11 protein-coding genes and 2 pseudogenes are annotated in these 19,188 nt (G+C 66.4%); 5 read left to right on the top strand and 8 right to left on the bottom strand.

Annotation, left to right across the window (positions count from 1 at the left end; genetic code table 11):
- Positions 1-15: 15 nt before the first annotated feature.
- The 7 genes from AC2YG9_RS18965 to AC2YG9_RS18935 form a co-directional block, all read right to left on the bottom strand.
- A complete protein-coding gene (locus AC2YG9_RS18965; protein ID WP_487299559.1) occupies positions 16-1,233 on the bottom strand; it encodes a GIY-YIG nuclease family protein in 1,218 nt (405 codons plus the stop codon).
- A complete protein-coding gene (locus AC2YG9_RS18960; RefSeq protein WP_487299558.1) occupies positions 1,226-3,292 on the bottom strand; it encodes a DEAD/DEAH box helicase in 2,067 nt (688 codons plus the stop codon). Before AC2YG9_RS18960 ends, AC2YG9_RS18965 begins: the two co-directional genes overlap by 8 nt.
- Before the next feature lie 2 nt (positions 3,293-3,294).
- Positions 3,295-6,042 carry a class I SAM-dependent DNA methyltransferase gene (locus tag AC2YG9_RS18955; protein ID WP_487299557.1) on the bottom strand — a complete coding sequence of 916 codons (2,748 nt, stop codon included), beginning with the start codon at positions 6,040-6,042 and terminating at the stop codon, positions 3,295-3,297.
- Positions 6,043-6,077: 35 nt separating this feature from the next.
- Entirely contained in the window at positions 6,078-6,986 is a 909-nt protein-coding gene (gene yghU / locus AC2YG9_RS18950; RefSeq protein ID WP_487299556.1) for a glutathione-dependent disulfide-bond oxidoreductase, read from the bottom strand.
- A gap of 147 nt (positions 6,987-7,133) precedes the next feature.
- Positions 7,134-8,021: a hypothetical protein gene (locus tag AC2YG9_RS18945; protein WP_487299555.1), complete on the bottom strand. Its 888-nt coding sequence runs from the start codon at positions 8,019-8,021 to the stop codon at positions 7,134-7,136.
- The gene (locus AC2YG9_RS18940; RefSeq protein ID WP_487299554.1) at positions 8,018-9,817 is read right to left on the bottom strand and encodes a hypothetical protein; all 1,800 of its coding nucleotides are present in this window, start codon (positions 9,815-9,817) and stop codon (positions 8,018-8,020) included. The genes AC2YG9_RS18945 and AC2YG9_RS18940 overlap by 4 nt, the downstream gene beginning before the upstream one ends.
- Positions 9,817-13,059: a DUF7379 domain-containing protein gene (locus AC2YG9_RS18935; RefSeq protein WP_487299553.1), complete on the bottom strand. Its 3,243-nt coding sequence runs from the start codon at positions 13,057-13,059 to the stop codon at positions 9,817-9,819. Before AC2YG9_RS18935 ends, AC2YG9_RS18940 begins: the two co-directional genes overlap by 1 nt.
- A 104-nt stretch (positions 13,060-13,163) precedes the next feature.
- On the opposite strand from AC2YG9_RS18935, the pseudogene AC2YG9_RS18930 reads away from it, so the two are divergent.
- From AC2YG9_RS18930 to AC2YG9_RS18910, 5 genes and pseudogenes are all read left to right on the top strand, one after another.
- Positions 13,164-14,204: pseudogene (locus AC2YG9_RS18930) on the top strand (CHAT domain-containing protein); the annotation flags it as partial.
- A 582-nt stretch (positions 14,205-14,786) separates the two neighbouring features.
- A pseudogene (locus AC2YG9_RS18925) lies at positions 14,787-15,221 on the top strand (OmpA family protein); the annotation flags it as partial.
- Between the two features lie 83 nt (positions 15,222-15,304).
- Positions 15,305-15,955 (top strand): DUF47 domain-containing protein, encoded by a 651-nt coding sequence (locus AC2YG9_RS18920; protein ID WP_487299552.1) that lies wholly within the window; start codon positions 15,305-15,307, stop codon positions 15,953-15,955.
- Positions 15,956-15,970: 15 nt separating this feature from the next.
- A complete protein-coding gene (locus AC2YG9_RS18915) occupies positions 15,971-16,972 on the top strand; it encodes an anion permease (protein WP_487299551.1) in 1,002 nt (333 codons plus the stop codon).
- Entirely contained in the window at positions 16,969-17,382 is a 414-nt protein-coding gene (locus tag AC2YG9_RS18910) for an NUDIX hydrolase (protein WP_487299550.1), read from the top strand. Before AC2YG9_RS18915 ends, AC2YG9_RS18910 begins: the two co-directional genes overlap by 4 nt.
- 2 nt (positions 17,383-17,384) lie before the next feature.
- On the opposite strand, the gene AC2YG9_RS18905 is transcribed toward AC2YG9_RS18910, so the two are convergent.
- A partial coding sequence (locus AC2YG9_RS18905; protein ID WP_487299549.1) for a calcium-binding protein occupies positions 17,385-19,188 on the bottom strand: 1,804 nt, incomplete at its 5' end.

Below are 19,188 nucleotides of genomic sequence, written 5' to 3'. Positions count from 1 at the left end.
GCCTGAAGGAGATGTCTAGGAGGAAAGGCGACCAACAGCAGGATCGTATTGGAGCCCGACGATAGTGCCATCGCGCACGTGTGCCACTGCATCATCGATGACAGCTAGCGGCACAAGAAACCACTCCCGCGGTTTCACAGAAAAGCCGAAGCGATCCTCAAGTGTGATGTCGAGTAACGCCGGCGCAAACACCTTGTGGAGCAGGGCCTCTAGTCTCCGGCAATTGACGCCGTAGAGCGTGTAGGTGGCGACGACTTCCACGTCGGACAAAAGGTAGGTCGCGCTTCGGTCCGCACCCGACAGCCGGGCCTCGACTGGGCCACCGGTTACACCGATCTTATGGATCACCTCCCGATGCTCGGAGACGAAAGGATGATCGGACTTGCTCCGCAACACATAGATCGTGCCAGTCTCGACATCACCTTCTTCAGTCTCGCTGGCGAAGATCGGCGCCGGGCCATCGGACACGCCCGAAAACAGGGGACCAGCTTCCGGCTCCGTTATCCGGCGACCCACCTCATCCTTGTAGAGCGCGCGTTGCAACGACCGCAGGAGAAGGTCGCTCTCCGTGCCGTTCGAGTAGATCACCCGCAGGCGCGCATCGGTTTCGCCGTTGGGGGCTTTCATCGGTTCTCCAACGGCGGCGACGTAGGCGATCTGCCCGCCCAGGATGAAGAACTCGCCCGCGCGGATGTCGGCCTTCTGGAAACCAGCGTCGCGAACGAACGGACGCGTCTCCCGCCGCCCGGCATTGAGGTCCTGCTGCACCTGGACGAACAGAGGCTCGAACTTGTCGAAGTCGGCGCACCGCTCGCGGTTGGCGATCTCCTCGGCGGCCCGGCGCTCTTCGCGGGAAGGCACATGACGCAGCGTGGTGATGTCCGGCGCATCCGATCCGGTCAGTTCCGCCCGCAAGCTATCGAGGTCCATCTCCTCCGGTTCGACGGTCTTCGACGCGGCGTCGAGAAGGCCGTGTTTGTCGAATGGCGCGAGCAGCGTCCGACACTCCTCAAGCTCGCGCAGGCGATCGAGGCGCACCGCATAGAGGCGCTCGAAGATATCCCGCTCCTCGCCATGCAGGGGCGCGCGCCCGTGCTCCTCGAAGAAGCGGGCGATGTCCTCGAACCCGGCGATGATCCGTTCCTCGCGCGGCGTATAGGTCGCCTTCTTCGCCTCGGCTGGAGCGAAGTCGGCCAGTTCGGCGCGCAGGTCGTCGAGGCTCAGGTCAACCATATCGGCCTTCACGATCGTATCGCATGAAGGCGGCGGCCCCCTCGGCCAGCTTCTTCTCCCACTCGTCGGCGGCCTCGATCGAGGGCGAGCGTCCTCGCTCGCGACGGAAGCGCACGGCGCGAGCGGCGTAGTCCCTGGCCTCCTCGGGCGACAGCGTGGTGCGCTTGGCCGAGATCACTGCCTGCACCTGCTTCAGCACCGCCGCATCCATCGCCTTCCCAAGCACGGCGTATGCCGCTGCGAACGGGTTGATACGGTCGATCATGTCAATGTCGAGATCGCGCACATCCATCGCGAACTTTCGGACGCCGTCGAGCAGGGCGGTGTTCGCCCTGGTCTCCCCCTGGCCGCCGTCATCGCCCGAGGCGAGTTCCTTGGCTCTCTGCGTCAGATTCAGGACGGCCACCGCGTGCTGACGGATGGCCTCCTGATCCTCGGGGGTCATGTCGGGATACTTGTCGCGGACAATCTTGCCCATGCGGACCTGGGTAAGCTCTTCCGGCACCATCTCTTCGTCGAACATGCCCCGCTCCAGCGCGGCCCTGTCCTGGACGAAGGCGGTGATGACCTCGTTCAGGTCCTCGCGACAGACGCGCGCGGCCTCCGGACTCTTGGGCTCGACGAGACCGCCGATCTCGAAGTGAAGCTGGCCGGTCGCCTCGTTGACCCCGACGTTCGTCTCGCCCGGCGTGTAGCCGCCTACGTAGTCGAAGTCCTTGATCGGGCCGTGGTCCTTCGGCGTGAAGTTGAAGCGCGGGGCGAGAACCTGCTCCATCAACAGGCTCGCTGCGATGGCCTTCAAAGTGTCGTTGATCGCATCGACGACGGCGGCTTCGGATGCGTCCGGCTCGGCGATCAGGTTGGTGAAGGTCGCGCTCTCCTTGCCCGGCGCGTCACGGGTTGCCCGCCCGATGATCTGGATGATCTCGGTCAGGCTGGATCTATAGCCGACCGTCAGCGCGTGCTCGCACCAGATCCAGTCGAAGCCTTCCTTGGCCATGCCGAGCGCGATGATGATGTCCACATGGTCGCGGTCGTTCTTGTGCGCCGGGTCCTTCAGCGCCGTCACCACCTTGCTGCGTCTCGCCTGATCGCTGTCATCGACCAGATCGGCGATCTTGATGAGCCTGCCGTCCGCCGCCTTCACCCGATGGAAGCCGGTGACGGGATCGGCCCCGAGCCATTCGCCGAGGCAGTGCATGATGTGCTCCACCTCCTTGATCTTGTCCGCGGTGCTCTCGCGGGAGTTCACTGAAGGGATATGGACGATCGTCTTCCTGGTCGGGTCGAGCACGGCCTCGATCGCGCTGAGATACCGGCCCGTGTAGAAGAAGTAGCCGATGTTCAGCGTCTTGAGGTGTTCATAGCCGTTCAGTTGTTCGTAGTAGGTGTAGGTGACCGTCTCGAACTTCGCCTCGTCCTCCGGCATCAGGACGGGGTTGGCGTCGCCCCGGAAATAGCTCCCCGTCATTGCCACGATGTGGGCCTTGTCGCGCTTCATGAAGTCCGCGAGTTGGCTTCCCAGGCGGTTGTCGGGATTGGCCGATACGTGATGGAACTCGTCAACGGCGATCAAACGGTCGTCGAAGGCTTCCACGCCGAGCTGATCGACCGCGAACCGGAACGTCGCATGAGTGCAGACCAGCACCTTTTCGTCGCTGGCGAGGAACTGGCCGACGGCGCGCACCTTCGAGGGATCGACGCGCTCCTCGTCTGGCCCCGGTGCGTTGCACAGGTTCCACTGCGGCTTAACCGTCCAGTCGGCCCAGAAGCCGAACTTCGTCAGGGGCTCGTCGGCAAAGCTGCCGCCGATCGACTTCTCCGGAACGACGATGATCGCCTGCTTGAGACCCTGCTCGTAGAGCTTGTCGAGCGCAATGAACATCAGGGCTCGCGACTTCCCCGACGCGGGCGGCGATTTGATGAGGAGATAGTGCTCGCCCCGCTTGGCGTAGGCGCGCTCCTGCATGGGGCGCATGCCCATCTCGTTCGCCTTGGCCGATGCGCCAGTGCGGGCCGTCGTGAAGCTGACGGCTGGGATCGGTTTGGCCGTGGTCATGCTCAGGCGGCAACTTTCTTCGGTCCACCGGGCTTGGTGGTCATCTTGGTGTAGAGTTCGAACAGCTTTTCCAGGCGCTCGGTGTCGTTTCGGAAACGCCGGCCGATGTAGATGCGCTCGAGCATCTCGTCATTCGCCTCATGGGCGCGATGAAGGTCATCTGGCATCTTCTCGGGGTCGTAGAGCTCCGCGATGGTGGCGGGGAAGTGGGCCTCGCGGGCGAGGAGGATGTTCTTGGCGCACCGGGTAAGGTCGGCTCGATTCTGCCCCGTAAGCCTTGGAACAGGGAAGGTATTCCAAGAAAGCGTGTTCGAGTAGTTCAGGCGCGTTTCCAGTTTTCCGCTGGAAGTCTCGACCCAAAGCCAATGTATTCGTGATGCTATGATCGCGAAATACCAAAGAGAAACGCCGTAGAGGCCGAAGCATCGATTCGTAATGATGCTGTGGCTGTCAAGATATATGGGAGTGAGATACTCTCGCCCCTCGGACGAGACGCATGGAACCGCAACAAAGCGCTCATCGGTTCGCCTTATTTCGGTAAAGCGGTGGGGCCTGTCAGCAAATCCTTTGGTGGCCTCCTTAGCGCTCTGAGCGCGCGCTGTGGCCACCGCTCTCAGGCGAGAGGCGATAAATGCGTCTGTCTTTGCCGATTGACTGTCTTGATCAGGAATCCATAGACAGTATCGAATCGCACCACTGGCGATCTCGTCGGCTCCGATCAGACGCTTGACGAACCGGCCCCGGCTTTCCGGTTGCATGTTGCCCACTTCCAAGTGACTCAAGATAAGCCCGCCACCGCAGGTCGGCTGGCTGCCCTTCATCATCGGCTCCAACCCATTGAGCGGCGAAGAAGACTTGGAAATCCACACGTTCTCCATCGGCAGCAGGTAAGGAGAAATGTTTTCCGCTAGCTTGAGATTGATCCCGTCATAGAGGTGCCGGGGGCCGCGGACATCGCGACCCAAGCCGATAATGACGCAAGAGACTCCGGCATTAGACTTCGCCAAGTTGCTCCACTTAAAGGCGGTATGTGCGAACGTGATCTGCACGCCCTGCGCAAAGACGATCCGCCACAAAGCATCAACTTGACTGCCTTGTGTGATGGAATTCGTTGTAACGAGGGCGGCGCAAGAGTGAGAATAGCGCGAGTACTCTACAAATTTTAACAACCACCCCGAAACGTAGTCGAGTATTTTACTCGACCCGCCGTAAGGTGACTGAAGATATAGTAGATCGTCCTTTTGCTCCGACGTCTGATCATTTGACCAGATATACGGCGGGTTACCAGCGATGTAGGTCTCGCCACCCTCGTTCTCGAAGTCGATCGCGGCCTGATCGAGCGGGGTCTGAAAAAGATCGTCGGAGGTGACCTTCACACCCGTGCCGGTAGGGGGGCAGATGCTCAGCCAGTCCAGGCGCAGAGCGTTGCCACAGGTGATCCAATTCTCGGACCCGAGGGGCAGGAAGTCGGCCACCGCTTCCTTTTGCCCTCGACAGAGCACGTTACACTGATACTCGGCGATGATCAGCGCGAGTCGCGCGATTTCCGCCGGGAAGTCGCGAAGCTCGATGCCCCGGAAGTTGGTCAGGGGAATGTCGGATCGCCGGTCGGGATCGCCTCGGCGCTTGTTGATCTCGGCCTCGATCGCCCGCATCTCCTTGTAGGCGATTACGAGGAAGTTGCCGGAGCCACAGGCCGGGTCAAACACCCTGATTCTGGCCATGCGGTTGCGTAGGTTCAGGAGCTTGCGCCCGTTGTCTCCTGCCTCCTCAAGCTGCTGGCGCAGGTCGTCGAGGAAGAGTGGATTAAGTACCTTCAGGATGTTCGGGACGCTGGTGTAGTGCATGCCCAACGAGCCGCGTTGCTCGTCGTCGGTGACCGCCTGGATCATCGATCCGAAGATGTCCGGGTTGATCTTGCGCCAGTTCAGGCTGCCGATGTGCAGGAGGTAGGACCGCGCCACCTTGCTGAACCGGGGCGCGTCGGTGCCGCCGCTGAATAGCTGGCCGTTAACATACGGGAACTTGGTTGCGTAGCGCGGCAGGCCCGCCGCCTCACGCTCCTCGGGCTTGGTGTCCATCGCCCGGAAAATCTCGCCGATGACAGTGTGGGTGCTAGCTGCATCGCCCGCCGACATCTGTTCGACCGTTCTCGTGAACAGGCCCTCGGTGAGGAAGATGTCGGTGTCCTCAGCGAAAAAACAGAAGATCAGCCGCGCCATGAAGTGGTTCATGTCGTGCTGGCGCTCGGCCTTCGCCCAGTCGGGGTTCTCCTTCAGTAATTGGATGTAGAGCCGGTTCAGGCGACCCGTCGCCTTAACGTCGAAGGAGCTTTCCTGAATTTCCCGGACCGTCGTGATACCGGCTAGGGGCAGGAAGAACCCGAAGTGGTCGGGGAATTCGGCGTAGGTGCACGCCACCGTCCCGCCACCGTTCAGATCTTCGGCCTGAAACGCCTGCCCGTCGGTCGCCAGGATGAACTTGGCCTTCGCCGAGGTCGTCTTGGGGCTCTCGCGCAGCGCCTTCAGGGTCGCATCCACCTCACCGGGCCCACAGGTCGCGATGTGGATGTTCTTCGTCTGAAGCACGCCGCCGGGGACATCGGACTGGTTGGTGTTGCCCGTGCGGAGGCGCTTGATCGTGGTCTCGGGGTTGTCGAAGGCCCGGAGGAACTGGAACGGGAACTCGGCCCGATCGAACGGCTCAAGCGCAAGGTTCGAAACGGCTTCTTCGATCTCGACGGGATTCATCGGCGCAACTTATGCGCTGCTGCGGGAGTCGCCAATCAGTCCCTCGCCTGGAGCTTATCCCCCGTCTTCGTCTCAAAATCCGACGCGTCATGCCGCTCCCACAGCTGGCTCGCCGGGTCGCCCATCACCCGGTTGACCATCCGCCCGCGCTTCACGGCCGGCCGCGCGGCGATCTGGTCGGTCCAGCGCTGCACGTTCTTGTACTCACTGACCTGCAGGAACTCCCCCGCCTCATAGACCAGCCCCTTGGCCAGGGCGCCGTACCAGGGCCAGACGGCCATGTCGGCGATGGTGTAGGCGTCGCCCGCCAGGTACTCGGCTTCGCCCAGGCGCCGGTCGAGCACGTCCAGCTGGCGTTTCACCTCCATGGCGAAGCGGTCGATGGCGTATTCGATCTTGAACGGGGCGTAGGCGTAGAAGTGGCCGAAGCCGCCGCCCAGGTAGGGGGCGCTGCCCATCTGCCACATCAGCCAGCTGAGGGTCTCGGCCCGGGCCGCCGGGTCGGTGGGCAGGAATTCGCCGAACTTTTCGGCCAGGTGGATCAGGATGGCGCCGCTCTCGAACACCCGGATCGGCTTGTCCGGGTCGCTGCGGTCGACCAGGGCCGGGATCTTGGAGTTGGGGTTGGCGGCGACGAAGCCGCTGGAGAACTGGTCGCCCGTGTTGATCTTGATCAGCCAGGCGTCGTACTCGGCGCCCGCGTGGCCAAGCGCCAGCAGCTCCTCCAGCATCACCGTCACCTTCACGCCGTTGGGCGTGGCCAGGGAATAGAGCTGTAGCGGGTGCTTGCCTACGGCCAAGTCCTTGTCGTGGGTGGGGCCGGCGATGGGGCGGTTGATGGCGGCGAAGCGGCCGCCGTTCTCCTTGTTCCACGTCCAGACCCTGGCCGGCTCATAGCCCTCCGGGTGGTTGGCGGGCGGGGTTTCGGCGGGCTGGTCGGCCATGGGGCGCTCCTGGTCGGGACCGGCCGAGGCGCCGGTGATCCCTCTAGCTGGGAAGCGGCGCGCGCGGTGTCCAGTCGCGCGGCCGCCTTTTCGTCAGCCTAGAGCGCGGGCCCACCCCGAGTCTTCCACACAATACGGGGGCGCCGGTCAGGGCAGGGCCTTCAGCACCTCGGCATGGACCACCTTGTTGGCCAGGTAGTCGGTGATCGAATGCTTGTCGTCGTCACCGTTGCGGATGCCGGCCAGGTCGCGGACCTCCGGGCCGTAGATGCCGTACAGGCGGGTCTCCAGGGCGACGAAGTCGTCCGGGTCGCCGCCGTTGACCCACTGGGCCACGCCGCCCGGCTTCTTCAGCCCGGGCTTCAGGCTCTTCTTGACGGACTCGATGCCCAGGGGCGAGCCGAGGGTCAGATAGAGGGCGACATCGGCCGGCTTGCCGGCCCGGCCCATCTCCCGCAGCAGCTTGTAGGTGACGATGGTGCCCAGGGAATGGGCGATCACCACCATCGGGCCGGGCTGGCTCAGGGCCGGCGCCACCGCCGCGTCGACCGCCTTGGCCACGTGCGGATACTTGAGATAGGCGTGCGCCTGGGCCAGCAGCTTCAACGCCACATCGCCGTGGAAGGGCGAGACGGCCTGGACCACCTTCATCACCCCCTTGAGGTAGCGGTTGTGATAGATCGGGCCCTGCTCGACGACGATTTCGCTGCCCGGCGCCGCCATGGCCTCGTTCACCTGCTGGTCGGTGATGCCCAGCCGGGCCTGCAGTTGGGCGGCATAGTCGGCGGCGAATTCCTCGCTCTCCGCCGAGACGCCGTCGTCCTCACCCCCGCCCTGGGCGACCGCGTCACCCGCCTTTCCGGCCTTGGTCAGGTCGGCCAGGATCTTGCCGTAGAAGGGCAGGGCCACCTCCACCGGGGCGGGCCAGGCAGCCTTCCCGGCGACCTCGCGCAGACCCTTGAGCCAGACCTCGCGCAGGGCGGCTTCGTCGGTCTTTTCCTGATTGATGCCGTGGACGAGGATCAGGCGCATCATGCGGCTCCTTCCTGGATGAGGTCGGCCAGTTTGCGGCCCTGCGGGCCGTTCATGGCGGTGAAGGGGGAATGGGTGAGGCCCTTGAACAGCGGGGGCAGGCGGGGATCGACCGGCAGGCGGCTGGTCGACAGCAGGCCCCAACCCTGGCGCATCAGGGGGAAGGCGCCGCCGACCACGGCGTCCGCAATCTCCGAAGTCCGGTAGAAGAGGTAGTCCCGCTGCTGTTCCTTGTCGGTCCGGGGTTCGCGCCCCGGCGTTGCGGGCACCGTCACCCGATAGCCGCCCGGCGCCCGTTCACCGGACAGACGCCCCAGCAGGGCGACCTCGAAGGGAATGGCCTGACCGGCCTGGTGATAGAACGACGCGATCTGGCGGATGCTGTCGATGTCCCCGACCCGGTCGTAGAGGTAGGCCGCCAGGATGCCGCGCACCGGATCGACGTGCTTGATCTCGCGCAGCTCGACCGCTGCGTCGAGGGCGTTCGAGCTGGTCAGCAGGCCGGCGACCAGGCGGGCCAGGACATCCTCGGTCGTGGTGAACTCGTCGGGCCCGCCGGACGGCTGGTACCCGCTGGTCCGCATCATCGCGGTGACGGCGCCGTCGTCGGCGACGGTCAGGGTCAACATGCCCCGCGGGTAGGCGCAGCCGAAGATCCAGCCCTTGCCGCCCAGGTCGAACCCGACCGAGGCCGCCGTCGTCAACTGGCCCTGGCCGACGTCCGCGAGGGTAAACCAGTGGCCGCTTCGGTCCGGGTTCGGCTGGTCATGGAGCGGGACGCTTCCGGGCGAGGTGACCAGGTCCAGGACCCGCGCGCCGATCACCGAGACGCCGGCCCCGGTCTCGGCGTGGGTCATCCGCCGATCAAGGGCCCGCTCCCGCTCGAAAGCCGCCTTCAGCCGATCCGCCTCGGCCTGCGCCAGGTCATCCACCAGCCGGCGCTCGGCCTCGAAGACCAGGCCCGCCGGCGCTTCGAACTCGGGGATGAAGGTCAGGTCCGCCGCCTTCGCGGCGCCGAAGACATGCCGCCGGCGGAGCGGGGGTAGGGTTGCATAGATGTCAGCCGGCTCCCGGAACCCCGTCTGGATATCCGGCCGGACCGTCAGTTTCAGACGGCCCCCTTCCTCGCTGACGGCCTCTTCGAGGAATTCGGCCAGGGTGACACTGGTGACAACCCGCGCGCCGTCCCGTTCCTTGACCGCAGCGGTCTCCGCGCCGTTCAGCGCCGACAGCATCAACTCGGTGAAAAGGCAGCGCGCCTTTTGCGGGTCGGGATCGGCCTTCATGTAGGCCGGATCGCCCAGGCTGGCGGCCTTGAAGGTTTCGACCTGCGCCGCCTTTTTCCATTCGGTGGCCGGCCAGCGGACGATGGGATTGCCCAGCAGATGATTGAACAGCTTGCCGGTGGTGCGGCAGGCGTCGCCGATCAGGGCGATCTGTTTGGGCTGGTAGGCGTCGAGATAGCGCCGAAGATGCGCGACATGGATGGCCTCGGTGCCGCGGCTGTTCCAGTCGGTCAGCAGCCAATAGTCCTCGTCCCCGAGCGAGGCGCCATGACCGGCGAAGTAGAGGATGATCCGATCGATCCTGTCCTCGTCGAGCAGCGGCTGAATCTTCGCCGAGAGGCTGTCGGCGGTGACCGGCGTCCCGTCGCGGTCGGTGACCAGCGCCGTCTTGTAGCCGTTGGCCTCGGCCCAGGCCGCAAACAGCTCAGCCCCATTCACGGCCCCGGGCAGGTGGGCCAGGGCCCGGCCGCCCGGCTTGCCGACCCCGATGCTGATGGCGACCTGATAGACCATCACCCCACCCTTTTGGCGAAGGGCGCGCCATAGATGGAATAGGCCAGCCAGGTGAAATCCTGCTTGGATTTCTTGCATTCCTCCCGGGCCGCATGGACCGCGTCCACCAGGGTCGCGCCCTCCACGGTCAGAAGGTGGTTGTAGAGGGTGTCGGCGAAGGTCAGCGCCAGGGTATCGCCCACCGACCACAGGGCGCCGATGAAGGCCGCCGCGCCCTGCCGGGACGCCGGCTTGATGAAGGACTCGGCGAACCCCACCGGGCCGGCCAGCCCCTTGCCGTCGCGGCCGGTCTGGCAGGCGTTGATGAAGACCAGGCCGCTGGGCCCGTTCGGGCCGAACCGTGCATGCTCCTCGACAGTGTCGTAGATCAGTGTGTCCTCCTTCACGCCCGCCGGGGTGTCGATGCCCATCATCAGCAGGTCGGACTTCAGCACCGCGTTCTGGATGGCCTGTCCGTGGCAGGCGAAATGCAGCACGTCGCAGTCGGCGGCCTCCCGGGCCAGGAAGCGGCGGACGCCCTGACTGCTCGCCTCGACGGCCTGCGGGTCGCTGAAGCGCCGCTTCAGCATGTCGAGTTCAGCCTGGGCCCCGGGCAGGCGGTTGGCGGGGTTGCGATACTCCGGGATCACATAGCGGATCTTGCCCGGGCGCATCGGCAGCTCGCGGCTCGGCCAGGGCGCGCCGTAGATCCAGCGGAACAGGCCCCATTCGCTCAGGAACCGCCCCTCGGGCTCGACGCCGGCCGGGTCCTTGATGACCAGCAGCTCCCACGGGATATGAGGCGTGTCCGACAGCACCTGAATGGCCTTGATCTGTCCACGGTGCCTCCACAGCGCCTGGCGGATGTCTTCGGGGATCAGGTCGCGGGCCTTGCTGGCCGCGAAGTCCTGGAAGTCGGCCAGGAAGTCGTCATAGACATGCGGGTACCGAGTCCAGGACTCCTCGAACTGGGCCAGGAAGTCGGCTGAGAAGGCCGACAGATCATCGACGTCGAGCGCGGTCTCGCTGTGGGCGATCTCGTTGATGTTCGGGGCGTCGCTGGACAGGTCGAACCGCAGGGTCACGCTGTCGCCGTTGCCGCGCAGCTCGTAGATCCGCAGCATGGTCGGCACCGGCTGGCCGACTGGCGTCGGGCTGAGGCTCGCGGAGGCGGTCAGCTTTTCGGCCCGGTCATCGACGAAGGTCGGCTCCAGGGCGAAGGCGGCCAGGATCGCCGCGCCCTGGCGGGCCTCGACCAGCACCTTGGCCCGTCCGGCGGCCAGGCCCTGGATCATGAACCGCTGGGTCAGGCCGCGCTCGGGCGGATCGACCTCGATGCTCGCCTCGCCGACGACCTCGCAGTTCTGCAGGGGAATGACGAGGATCTTCACGCGGCGGGTCAGATCGACCGCCACGGGATCGGCCAAGGCGGCGGCGCCGGCATGGGCGGCGACCTGGATCAGCTCCCGCGAGAGGGTGACGAACAGCGGCGTCGCCGTGGACAGCGACGGCGAAGGGTTGGTCTCGGCCGCGAAGTGGTAGGGCGCGCGTGCGGGCTCCGGGACAGGGCCACGCTCAGGCTCCGCCGCGGCCGCCGTCGGAGGGCCGGCGGCTATGACAATGTTGTCGAGGCCGAAGTCCATCCCGGGAGCGCCGCCCGGCGCTCCCATGGCCTCAATCCGTATCCCGAAGTCGCCGCCGCGGCGCGGCGACAGGTCGATCTCGGGCTCAACCATCCGCGCCGTCGGCATCAGCCATTCCCGCAGCTGGTCGGCGACCTTTGGCGAGGCGAAATAGATGGTGTGATAGATGGTGTCGGCCGGATCCAGCCGGCGATTGCGGCCGGGGTCCAGCAGGGGTTCCCGCGATCCGAAATCGTCCATGGCGGCGGTGTGGACCACCAGGTCGTTGTCCTGGGCCAGCAGATGGTCGACCAACCCGTCGGCCAGGAACTCCACCAGTTCTCCGGTCAGCCCCTTGGACAGTTCGATCCTGGGCTCGAAGTCCGACGAGATGACGCCATAGCTGCCGACACTGGGCAGGACGGAGGTGGCGTCGTTGAGGCCGGCGACATAGGTCCCGGGCCTGGGCTGCATGGCCTTGAGTCCGGGGACCGCGCCTTCGGTTATGGCCACCTGCGGCAGGATCTGGACGAAGCGGGCCAGAGTCTTCAGCGCGATACTGACGACCGGCGCTACGGCGGCGCCGGAGACCAGGGTGAACAGCCGGCCGGCGGCGGCGAACAGGTTGCTGTAGAGGTCGACCATCGCCTGCCAGTTCCGCGGCTCGGCCAGGGTCGTGCCGCCGTTGGTGCAGCCGACGAAGATCGAGTGGCGGAAGCTCAGGTCGGGCCGGTCGGCCGGGGCGTAGCGTTCGGTCAGGGCCCGCAGGACCAGCCCGCCACGGCTGTAGGCGATGGCGTCGATCATGCTGTCTTGCGGCAGCCCCTTCAACGCCTCGAGGATGTCCTGCGCATTCTGGTCGGGGTCCTTGTCCAGGGTCTTGTGGTCGAACCCCAGGATGACATCGTAACGGTCCCTCGCCTCGTCCAGGAACCGGCGTCCCTCGTCCGTGGTGGTCAGCGCCTGGAAAGACCCGATGGTCGTCGAGAAGGTGCCGTGCACCATCAACAGCACCCGGGCCGGGCTGTCCTGCGCCACCGGGGGCGCAAGGCCTTGCGCGGTCCATCCCGCCACGTCATCGCCCAGGATGACCAGGCCCTCGGCGAGATCGCCCTCGATGTGGTTCTTCAGCGCCTCGATGGCCGTGAGGGCGACGAACTTGAGCACCCGCACGCGGATCGGCTCCAGCAGCCGTTCACCGAGCCAGCCCAGCAGACTGCGCCGGCCCCGTTCGGTCACATGGCCGGGCTGGGCCAGGGTGAAGGTCATCACCGCTTCGCCGCCCCGGCGGTCGGGCATGGCCTCGTCCGGCCGCAACCAGCTCAGCACGCCGCCTTCGGTCTCCAGCAGCACCACCGCATCGACCCCCGGCTCGACCGCGAGGTTCAGGCGGACCGGGTCCTGGGGCGCGGTTCGGCGCAGGCGGCGGCCGTCGTCATCCCGCGCGGCCGGCGCCGGCCGAAGTTCGAAATCCTTGACGATCTGGAAGTCGGCGCCGAGCAGGGCTTCATCAATCGAGGCGTCGAGACTGGAGCCCGACAGCCCGCCGCGTCGCGTGGGCGAGGCCGGTGCGGCCTGAACGGCCACCACGTCCTCCGGCAGTTCCAGAGCGATCCCGTCCCCCAGGTTCACGTTCGCCACGACCGCCCCCACTCGCTTGGATAACGTCGTGATACTAAGCACCTTTCGCCTGTGGATTGTCCAGTCGTCCTGTGCAATGTTGACCTGTCGGGCGGGGGCCGGTCATGCGGACGACGGTGACCATCAGGATCAGGGAGGGGCCGGGAGGGCTCTACCTCGTGCGCCTCGAGCGTCCGGGCAAGGTCTACAACGAAATGCCTTGCCGGCTACCGCCGGACCTCGACAACCTGGACTTCTTCGCTGCCCGGGGCGTCGTCCGCGGCGCGCCTGCCGATGCCTTGGGGGCCGCGCTGCAGGAGGCCGATTCCGGTACGCTGCGAGCCTTCGGCGAAGTGCTCCACGAAGCGCTGCTGAGGGACAACAGCCAGACCATTTCCGACCTGCTGGTCGAGCCAACCGAAACGGGGGCGCCTCCATCGGGAGAGCCGTCGCGCGTCCGCATTCAACTCGAAATCGAGAACAGCGCCAGCAAGTTGTTTGCGGTGCCCTGGGAAGCGCTCTACGATCCGAATGACAAACGGTGGCTGGGCTCCGACGCGCGGACGCCGATGCACAGGATGCTGCTGCCGCTGTCGGAGGCCGACGCTCCCAAGCCGGTGGAGCCCCCGTTCAGCCTGCTCATCGCCGTTGCCAACCCGGGGGCGACCCTCGACGCCAACCGGGAAGTCGAGGACCTCAAGGGCCTGGTCGAGGGAATCCGGACCAAGGCGGCCGAGGTCGGCCTGAAGGTTGCCGCACCTGTTCATTCGCCCGACGCCGGGCAGTTGCTTGAGGCGATCACCAACACCAGACCGCAGATTTTCCACTACATCGGTCACGGCAGTGTCGATGGGGAAGAAGGCTATCTGCACCTTCACGATCCCGACGATCCGGCGGTCATCCGAAAATGTCCGGCCACCGAGATTGCCGAGTATTTCCGCAATGACCCGCCGCACCTCGTTGTGTTGAACACCTGCGAGGGTGGCGCTTCGCCGAAGGAGGACGCGCTTGGCGGCGTGGCCCAGGCGCTTGTCCAGCGCGGCGTGCCCATGGTTGTCGCCATGCAGCGCCGGATTGGCGACAAGGCCGCCCTGACCTTCTCCAGGGCCTTCTATGCCAGCCTGTTGCAGGGCGATCCGGTCGATGTCGCCGTGACCAATGCCCGCCATATGCTGCGCGGCAATTTCCTCAGTGCCATGACCACCCCGGTCCTCTACTGCCGACGCGGCGCCGACATGGAAGTCTTCGCGCCGAAGACGGTCGTCGCGGCGCCGCCGCCGCCGTTAGCGCCGAGTCCTCCTGCGCCGCCTGCATCCGCGCCTGCGCCAAGGCAAAGCCGGATCGGCATCTTTGCGGCGGTCGCAGCGGTCGTCGCTATCGCGGCGCTGGCCCTGACGATTGGCAACGGCCAGCGTGGCTCCCCGAAGTCCGAGAACATATCGTTGGACTTGCCGTCGGCTGCCCCTTCGGCCACCGACGACCGTCCAGCTTCGGCCGGCCCTGCGCCCAGGCCCTCGGGGCCTACGGCAAACCCCAGCCTTCCGTCGCGCCCGGGGGGTGAGACGTCCAGGCCGGCGCCGCATATCCGACCTGCGCCTGCTGCCAAGTACGCGCCCCGCCCGCCATTGGTCCTGCCGCCGGTCCTGCCGCCGTTGCCGGTTGACCCCCGGCCCGTCGACCCGCCGCTCGGGCCCGAATACACCGAGGGACCGTCGCCTCCGGCGCCCCCGACCCCGACGCCTGAATCACCGCCGCCTCCGATCCCCGAACCACCACCTCCACCGCCACCGCCACCGCCTCCACCTCCACCTCCACCTCCACCTCCACCGCTACCGCCGCCGCCCGTCTATGAGGCGCGCGAGTTCATCGTCTATTTCACCTTCGACGGGACGGCGCTGGTCCCCGAAGCCCAGGCGGTGGTCTCCGAGGCGGCCGCCTATGCCCAGGGCGACGCCAGCCGGATTCAGGTCGTCGGTCACGCCGACACACAAGGCCGCGCCGGCTACAACGTCGGCCTGTCACAGCGGCGAGCGAAGGTCGTCGCCGACAGTCTGGTGGCCAGCGGCATCGCCCCTTCCAGCCTCGCCGTCGACTGGAAGGGCGAGGCCGAACCGGCGGTCGCCACCGGCGATGGCGTCAAGGAGCCGCTGAACCGCCGGGTGACCATCTCGATCGACTTCTAGGCGAGACGGTCCGCGCACTGACGAATCCTTCCCGATGGGCTAAGAGCCGTTCGCCGCTCTCCGCGACACGACGAGGCTCCTTCATGCTCCGCTGGTTCCAGGCCCTGCTGCCGAAGGAAGACAACTTCTTCCGCCTGTTCGCCGCCCACGCCGACACCCTGGTGGCCGGGGCCGCGGCCCTGCGGCGGATGCTCGACGGCGGGGAGGGGACGGTAGCCGCTTGCGCCGATATCGTGACGGCCGAGCACGCGGCTGACGATGTCGCCCGCCAGGTGCTGGTAGCCGTGCGGCGCAGCTTCATTACCCCCTTCGACCGCTCCGACATCCGGCGGCTGACCAACAGCCTCGACGACGCCGTCGACCAGATGCAGAAGACCGCCAAGGCCGTCACCCTCTATGAGGTGCGCGACTTCGAGCCTCATATGCGCGAGCTTGGCGACATCGCCATCGAGGCCGCCGCCCTGACCGTCGAGGCCATCAGCCTGCTGCCGGACATGACCCGCAACCAGGCCCGGCTCAACGTCCTGACCGAGCAGATCGCGAAGCTGGAGAGCCGCAGCGACGACCTCTACGACGCCGGCATGAAGGCGCTGTACCAGGCCCAGAAGGGCAAGGGTGGAGACGCGCTCGGATTCATCATCGGGGCCGAGATCTACGATCACCTGGAAAAGGTCGTCGACCGCTTCGAGGACGTGGCCAATCACATCAACGGCGTGCTGGTCGAGCACCTGTAGGGGCGGGAAACGGACATGGACGCCGCCCTCATCGTGCTGGTCTTCCTGATCGGCGTCGCCCTGCTGTTCGACTTCCTGAACGGGCTGCACGACAGCGCCAACTCGATCGCCACCATCGTGGCGACGAGGGTGCTGCCGCCGGCCTATGCGGTCGGCTGGGCGGCCTTCTTCAACTTCATCGCCTTCCTGTTCTTCGGCCTGCATGTGGCCGGCACCATCGGCAAGGGGATCATCTCGCCCGATGTGATCAGCGACAAGGTGATCTTCGGGGCCCTGGTCGGGGCCATCGCCTGGAACGTCATCACCTGGCTGCGCGGCATCCCCTCGTCCAGTTCGCACGCCCTGGTCGGCGGCCTGCTGGGGGCCGGCATCGCCAAGGCCGGCTTCGGCGCGGTGGTCGCCGCCGGGGTGACCAAGACGGTGTTCGCCATCTTCCTGTCGCCGGCCGTCGGCTTCGCCCTCGCCCTGACCCTTGTGCTGCTGGTCAGCTGGATCTTCGTGAAGGCCAATCCGCATTTCGCCGACAAGGTGTTCCGGAGCCTGCAGTTCGTCTCGGCCAGCGCCTACAGCCTGGGCCACGGCGGCAACGACGCCCAGAAGACCATGGGCATTATCGCTGTCCTGCTCTACTCGCGCGGCATGCTGGGCGGTGAGTTCCACGTGCCCTTCTGGGTGGTCATCACCTGTCAGGCGGCCATTGCGCTGGGAACCCTCTTCGGCGGCTGGCGTATCGTCCACACCATGGGCTCGAAGATCACCCGGTTGACGCCGCAACAGGGCTTCTGCGCCGAGACCGGCGGGGCCATCACCCTGTTCATGGCCACCGGCATGGGCATCCCGGTCTCGACCACCCACACCATCACCGGCGCCATCGTCGGCGTCGGCGCCGCCCGGCGCGCCTCGGCCGTGCGCTGGAACGTGGCCCGGGGGATCGTCACCGCCTGGTTCATCACCATGCCTGCCGCCGCCATCATGGGCGCCGCCGCCTGCCTGCTGGGCGGGCTGTTCCTCAAGTGACGGGTGAGGCGCATCAGGTCGGGGCCCTGCCGTGGCGCCGCGTCGGCGGCGTCCTTGAGGTGCTGCTGGTGACCAGCCGCGAGACCCGGCGCTGGGTCTCTCCCAAGGGCTGGCCCATGCCCTACAAGTCCGACGCCGAGGCCGCCGCCACCGAGGCCTGGGAAGAGGCCGGGGTAAAGGGCCTGATCGGTCCGGTCCCGATCGGAGGCTACAGCTACCTTAAGCGGATGAAGGACGGCGCCGACCGCCCCTGCCGGGTCAAGGTCTACCCCCTCGAGGTCACCGTGATGCGCGACGACTGGCCCGAGGCCGCCGAGCGGGACCGCCGCTGGTACTCGCCCCAGGAGGCCGCCGACCTCGTCGCCGAGCCGGAGCTGGCCGAGCTGCTGCGCCGGTTCGATCCGGCCTGAGGCTACAGCACCCAGCCGCCGTCGCCGGCCCCGGTGCTCAGGTCACCCGTCGACGCCAGATGGTTGCCGGTCAGCGAGATCTGGTAGTCGGCCTTGCCGTCGCCATCGACGTCCAGCACCAGGGTGGAGACATTGGCCCCGGCCGAATAGGTCATCCGCGCCTGGCCGGCGGTATTGCTGAAGCTGGTCACGAACACGAACGCCTGGTCGCCCGCCAGCCCGGCGTTGGCGTCGATGGCCGACAGGTCCAGCACGTCGCCCTGGCCGAAAGATAGATCGGTTACGGTATCGACATCCTTGGTCTGCAGCAGGGTCGAAAGGCCGACCGAGGCCTGAACCGCCTTGAACAGGTCGGCCCCGGTTCCGCCGGTCAGCCGATCGTTGCCGATGCCGCCGATCAGGATATCGGTTCCCGCCCCGCCATCCAGAGTGTCGGCGCCCTCAGCCCCGTCCAGCAAGTCATCCCCGTCCAGACCCTTGAGGTCGCTGCTGCGGGCGCTGCCCAGGATCGTGTTGTTGAGCGCGTTGCCATAGCCGCGCGCCGCGCCGTTGCCGACCAGGACCAGGTTCTCCAGATGGCCTCCCAGCGTCCAGGACAGACTGGCCTCCACTGTGTCGGTTCCGGCCCCGGCCAGTTCGGTCGGCTTGTCGGTCGCGGCGTCGACGACAAATACGTCGTCGCCCGCTCCGCCCTTCATTTGGTCGGCCCCGCCGCCGCCATCCAGCCGGTCGGCCCCGTCGCCGCCCTCCAGCAGGTCGGCCGCCAGGCCGCCGTGCAGGACATCGTCGCCGGCCTGGCCGAACATGCGATCGATGCCGCCGGCGCCGGCCAGCAGGTCATCTCCCGCGCCGCCATCCAGGCTGTCGGCCGCCTCGCCGCCGTCCAGGCTGTCGTCCCCGTCGAACCCGCGCAGGTCATTGGTCCGCTCATTGCCGACGATCACATTGTCTAGGGCGTTGCCGTAGCCCCGCGCGGCGTTCAGTCCGGTCAGAGTCAGGTTCTCGATATTCTCGCCAAGCGTCCAACTGACCGATGAAATGACGTGATCGGTTCCCTCACCGGGAGCTTCGTTGGTCTTGTCGGTGGCGGCGTCGACGACATAGCGATCGTCGCCCGCGCCGCCGGTCATCTGATCGGCGCCCGCTCCGCCGTCCAGCAGGTCGTCGCCGGCCCCTCCGAGCAGCACGTCGGCCCCGATCAGTCCCAGCAGCGTGTCGTCACCATCCAGCCCCGACAGGCTGTTGATCCCGCCGTTGCCGGTCAGGGTGTTGTCCAGCCCGTTGCCGGTTCCGTTGATCGCCGCCGACGCCAGCAACGTCAGCCGCTCGACATTGTCGGCCAGCGTATGGTTGATGCTGGCGCTGACCAGGTCATCGCCTTCGCTCAAGGCCTCGGTGACCTGATCGGCAATGTTGTCGACCACATAGCGGTCGTCGCCGGCCCCGCCGGCCAGCTGGTCCGCTCCGGTCCCTCCGTCGAGCAGGTCGCCGCCGTCGCCGCCGACCAGATCGTCGGCGCCCGCTCCGCCGGACAGCAGGTCGTCGCCGCCGAGACCCTGGAGATTGTCATCGCCGCCCAGGCCCCCAAGCATATCAGCGAGATTCCCGCCCAACAGGGTGTCCGGTCCCTCCGTCGGCGAGCCGTAGGCGACACCGTCAAACAGCAGGCGCTCGATCCCGTTCAAGGTGTCAACGCCGGCGCCGGCAATAGTCATGGCGCCACCCAGCACCCCGGTGATGATGTAGTTCGACGCGGGACCCGCGAAGACCGCCGTATCGATGCCATCGCCGCCGTCGAGCGTGTCG

This window comes from Caulobacter sp. SRI_014 (assembly GCF_057586315.1).
The sequence above is the reverse complement of the archived record's forward strand: the minus strand, read 5'-3'. Positions and strand labels throughout refer to the sequence as shown.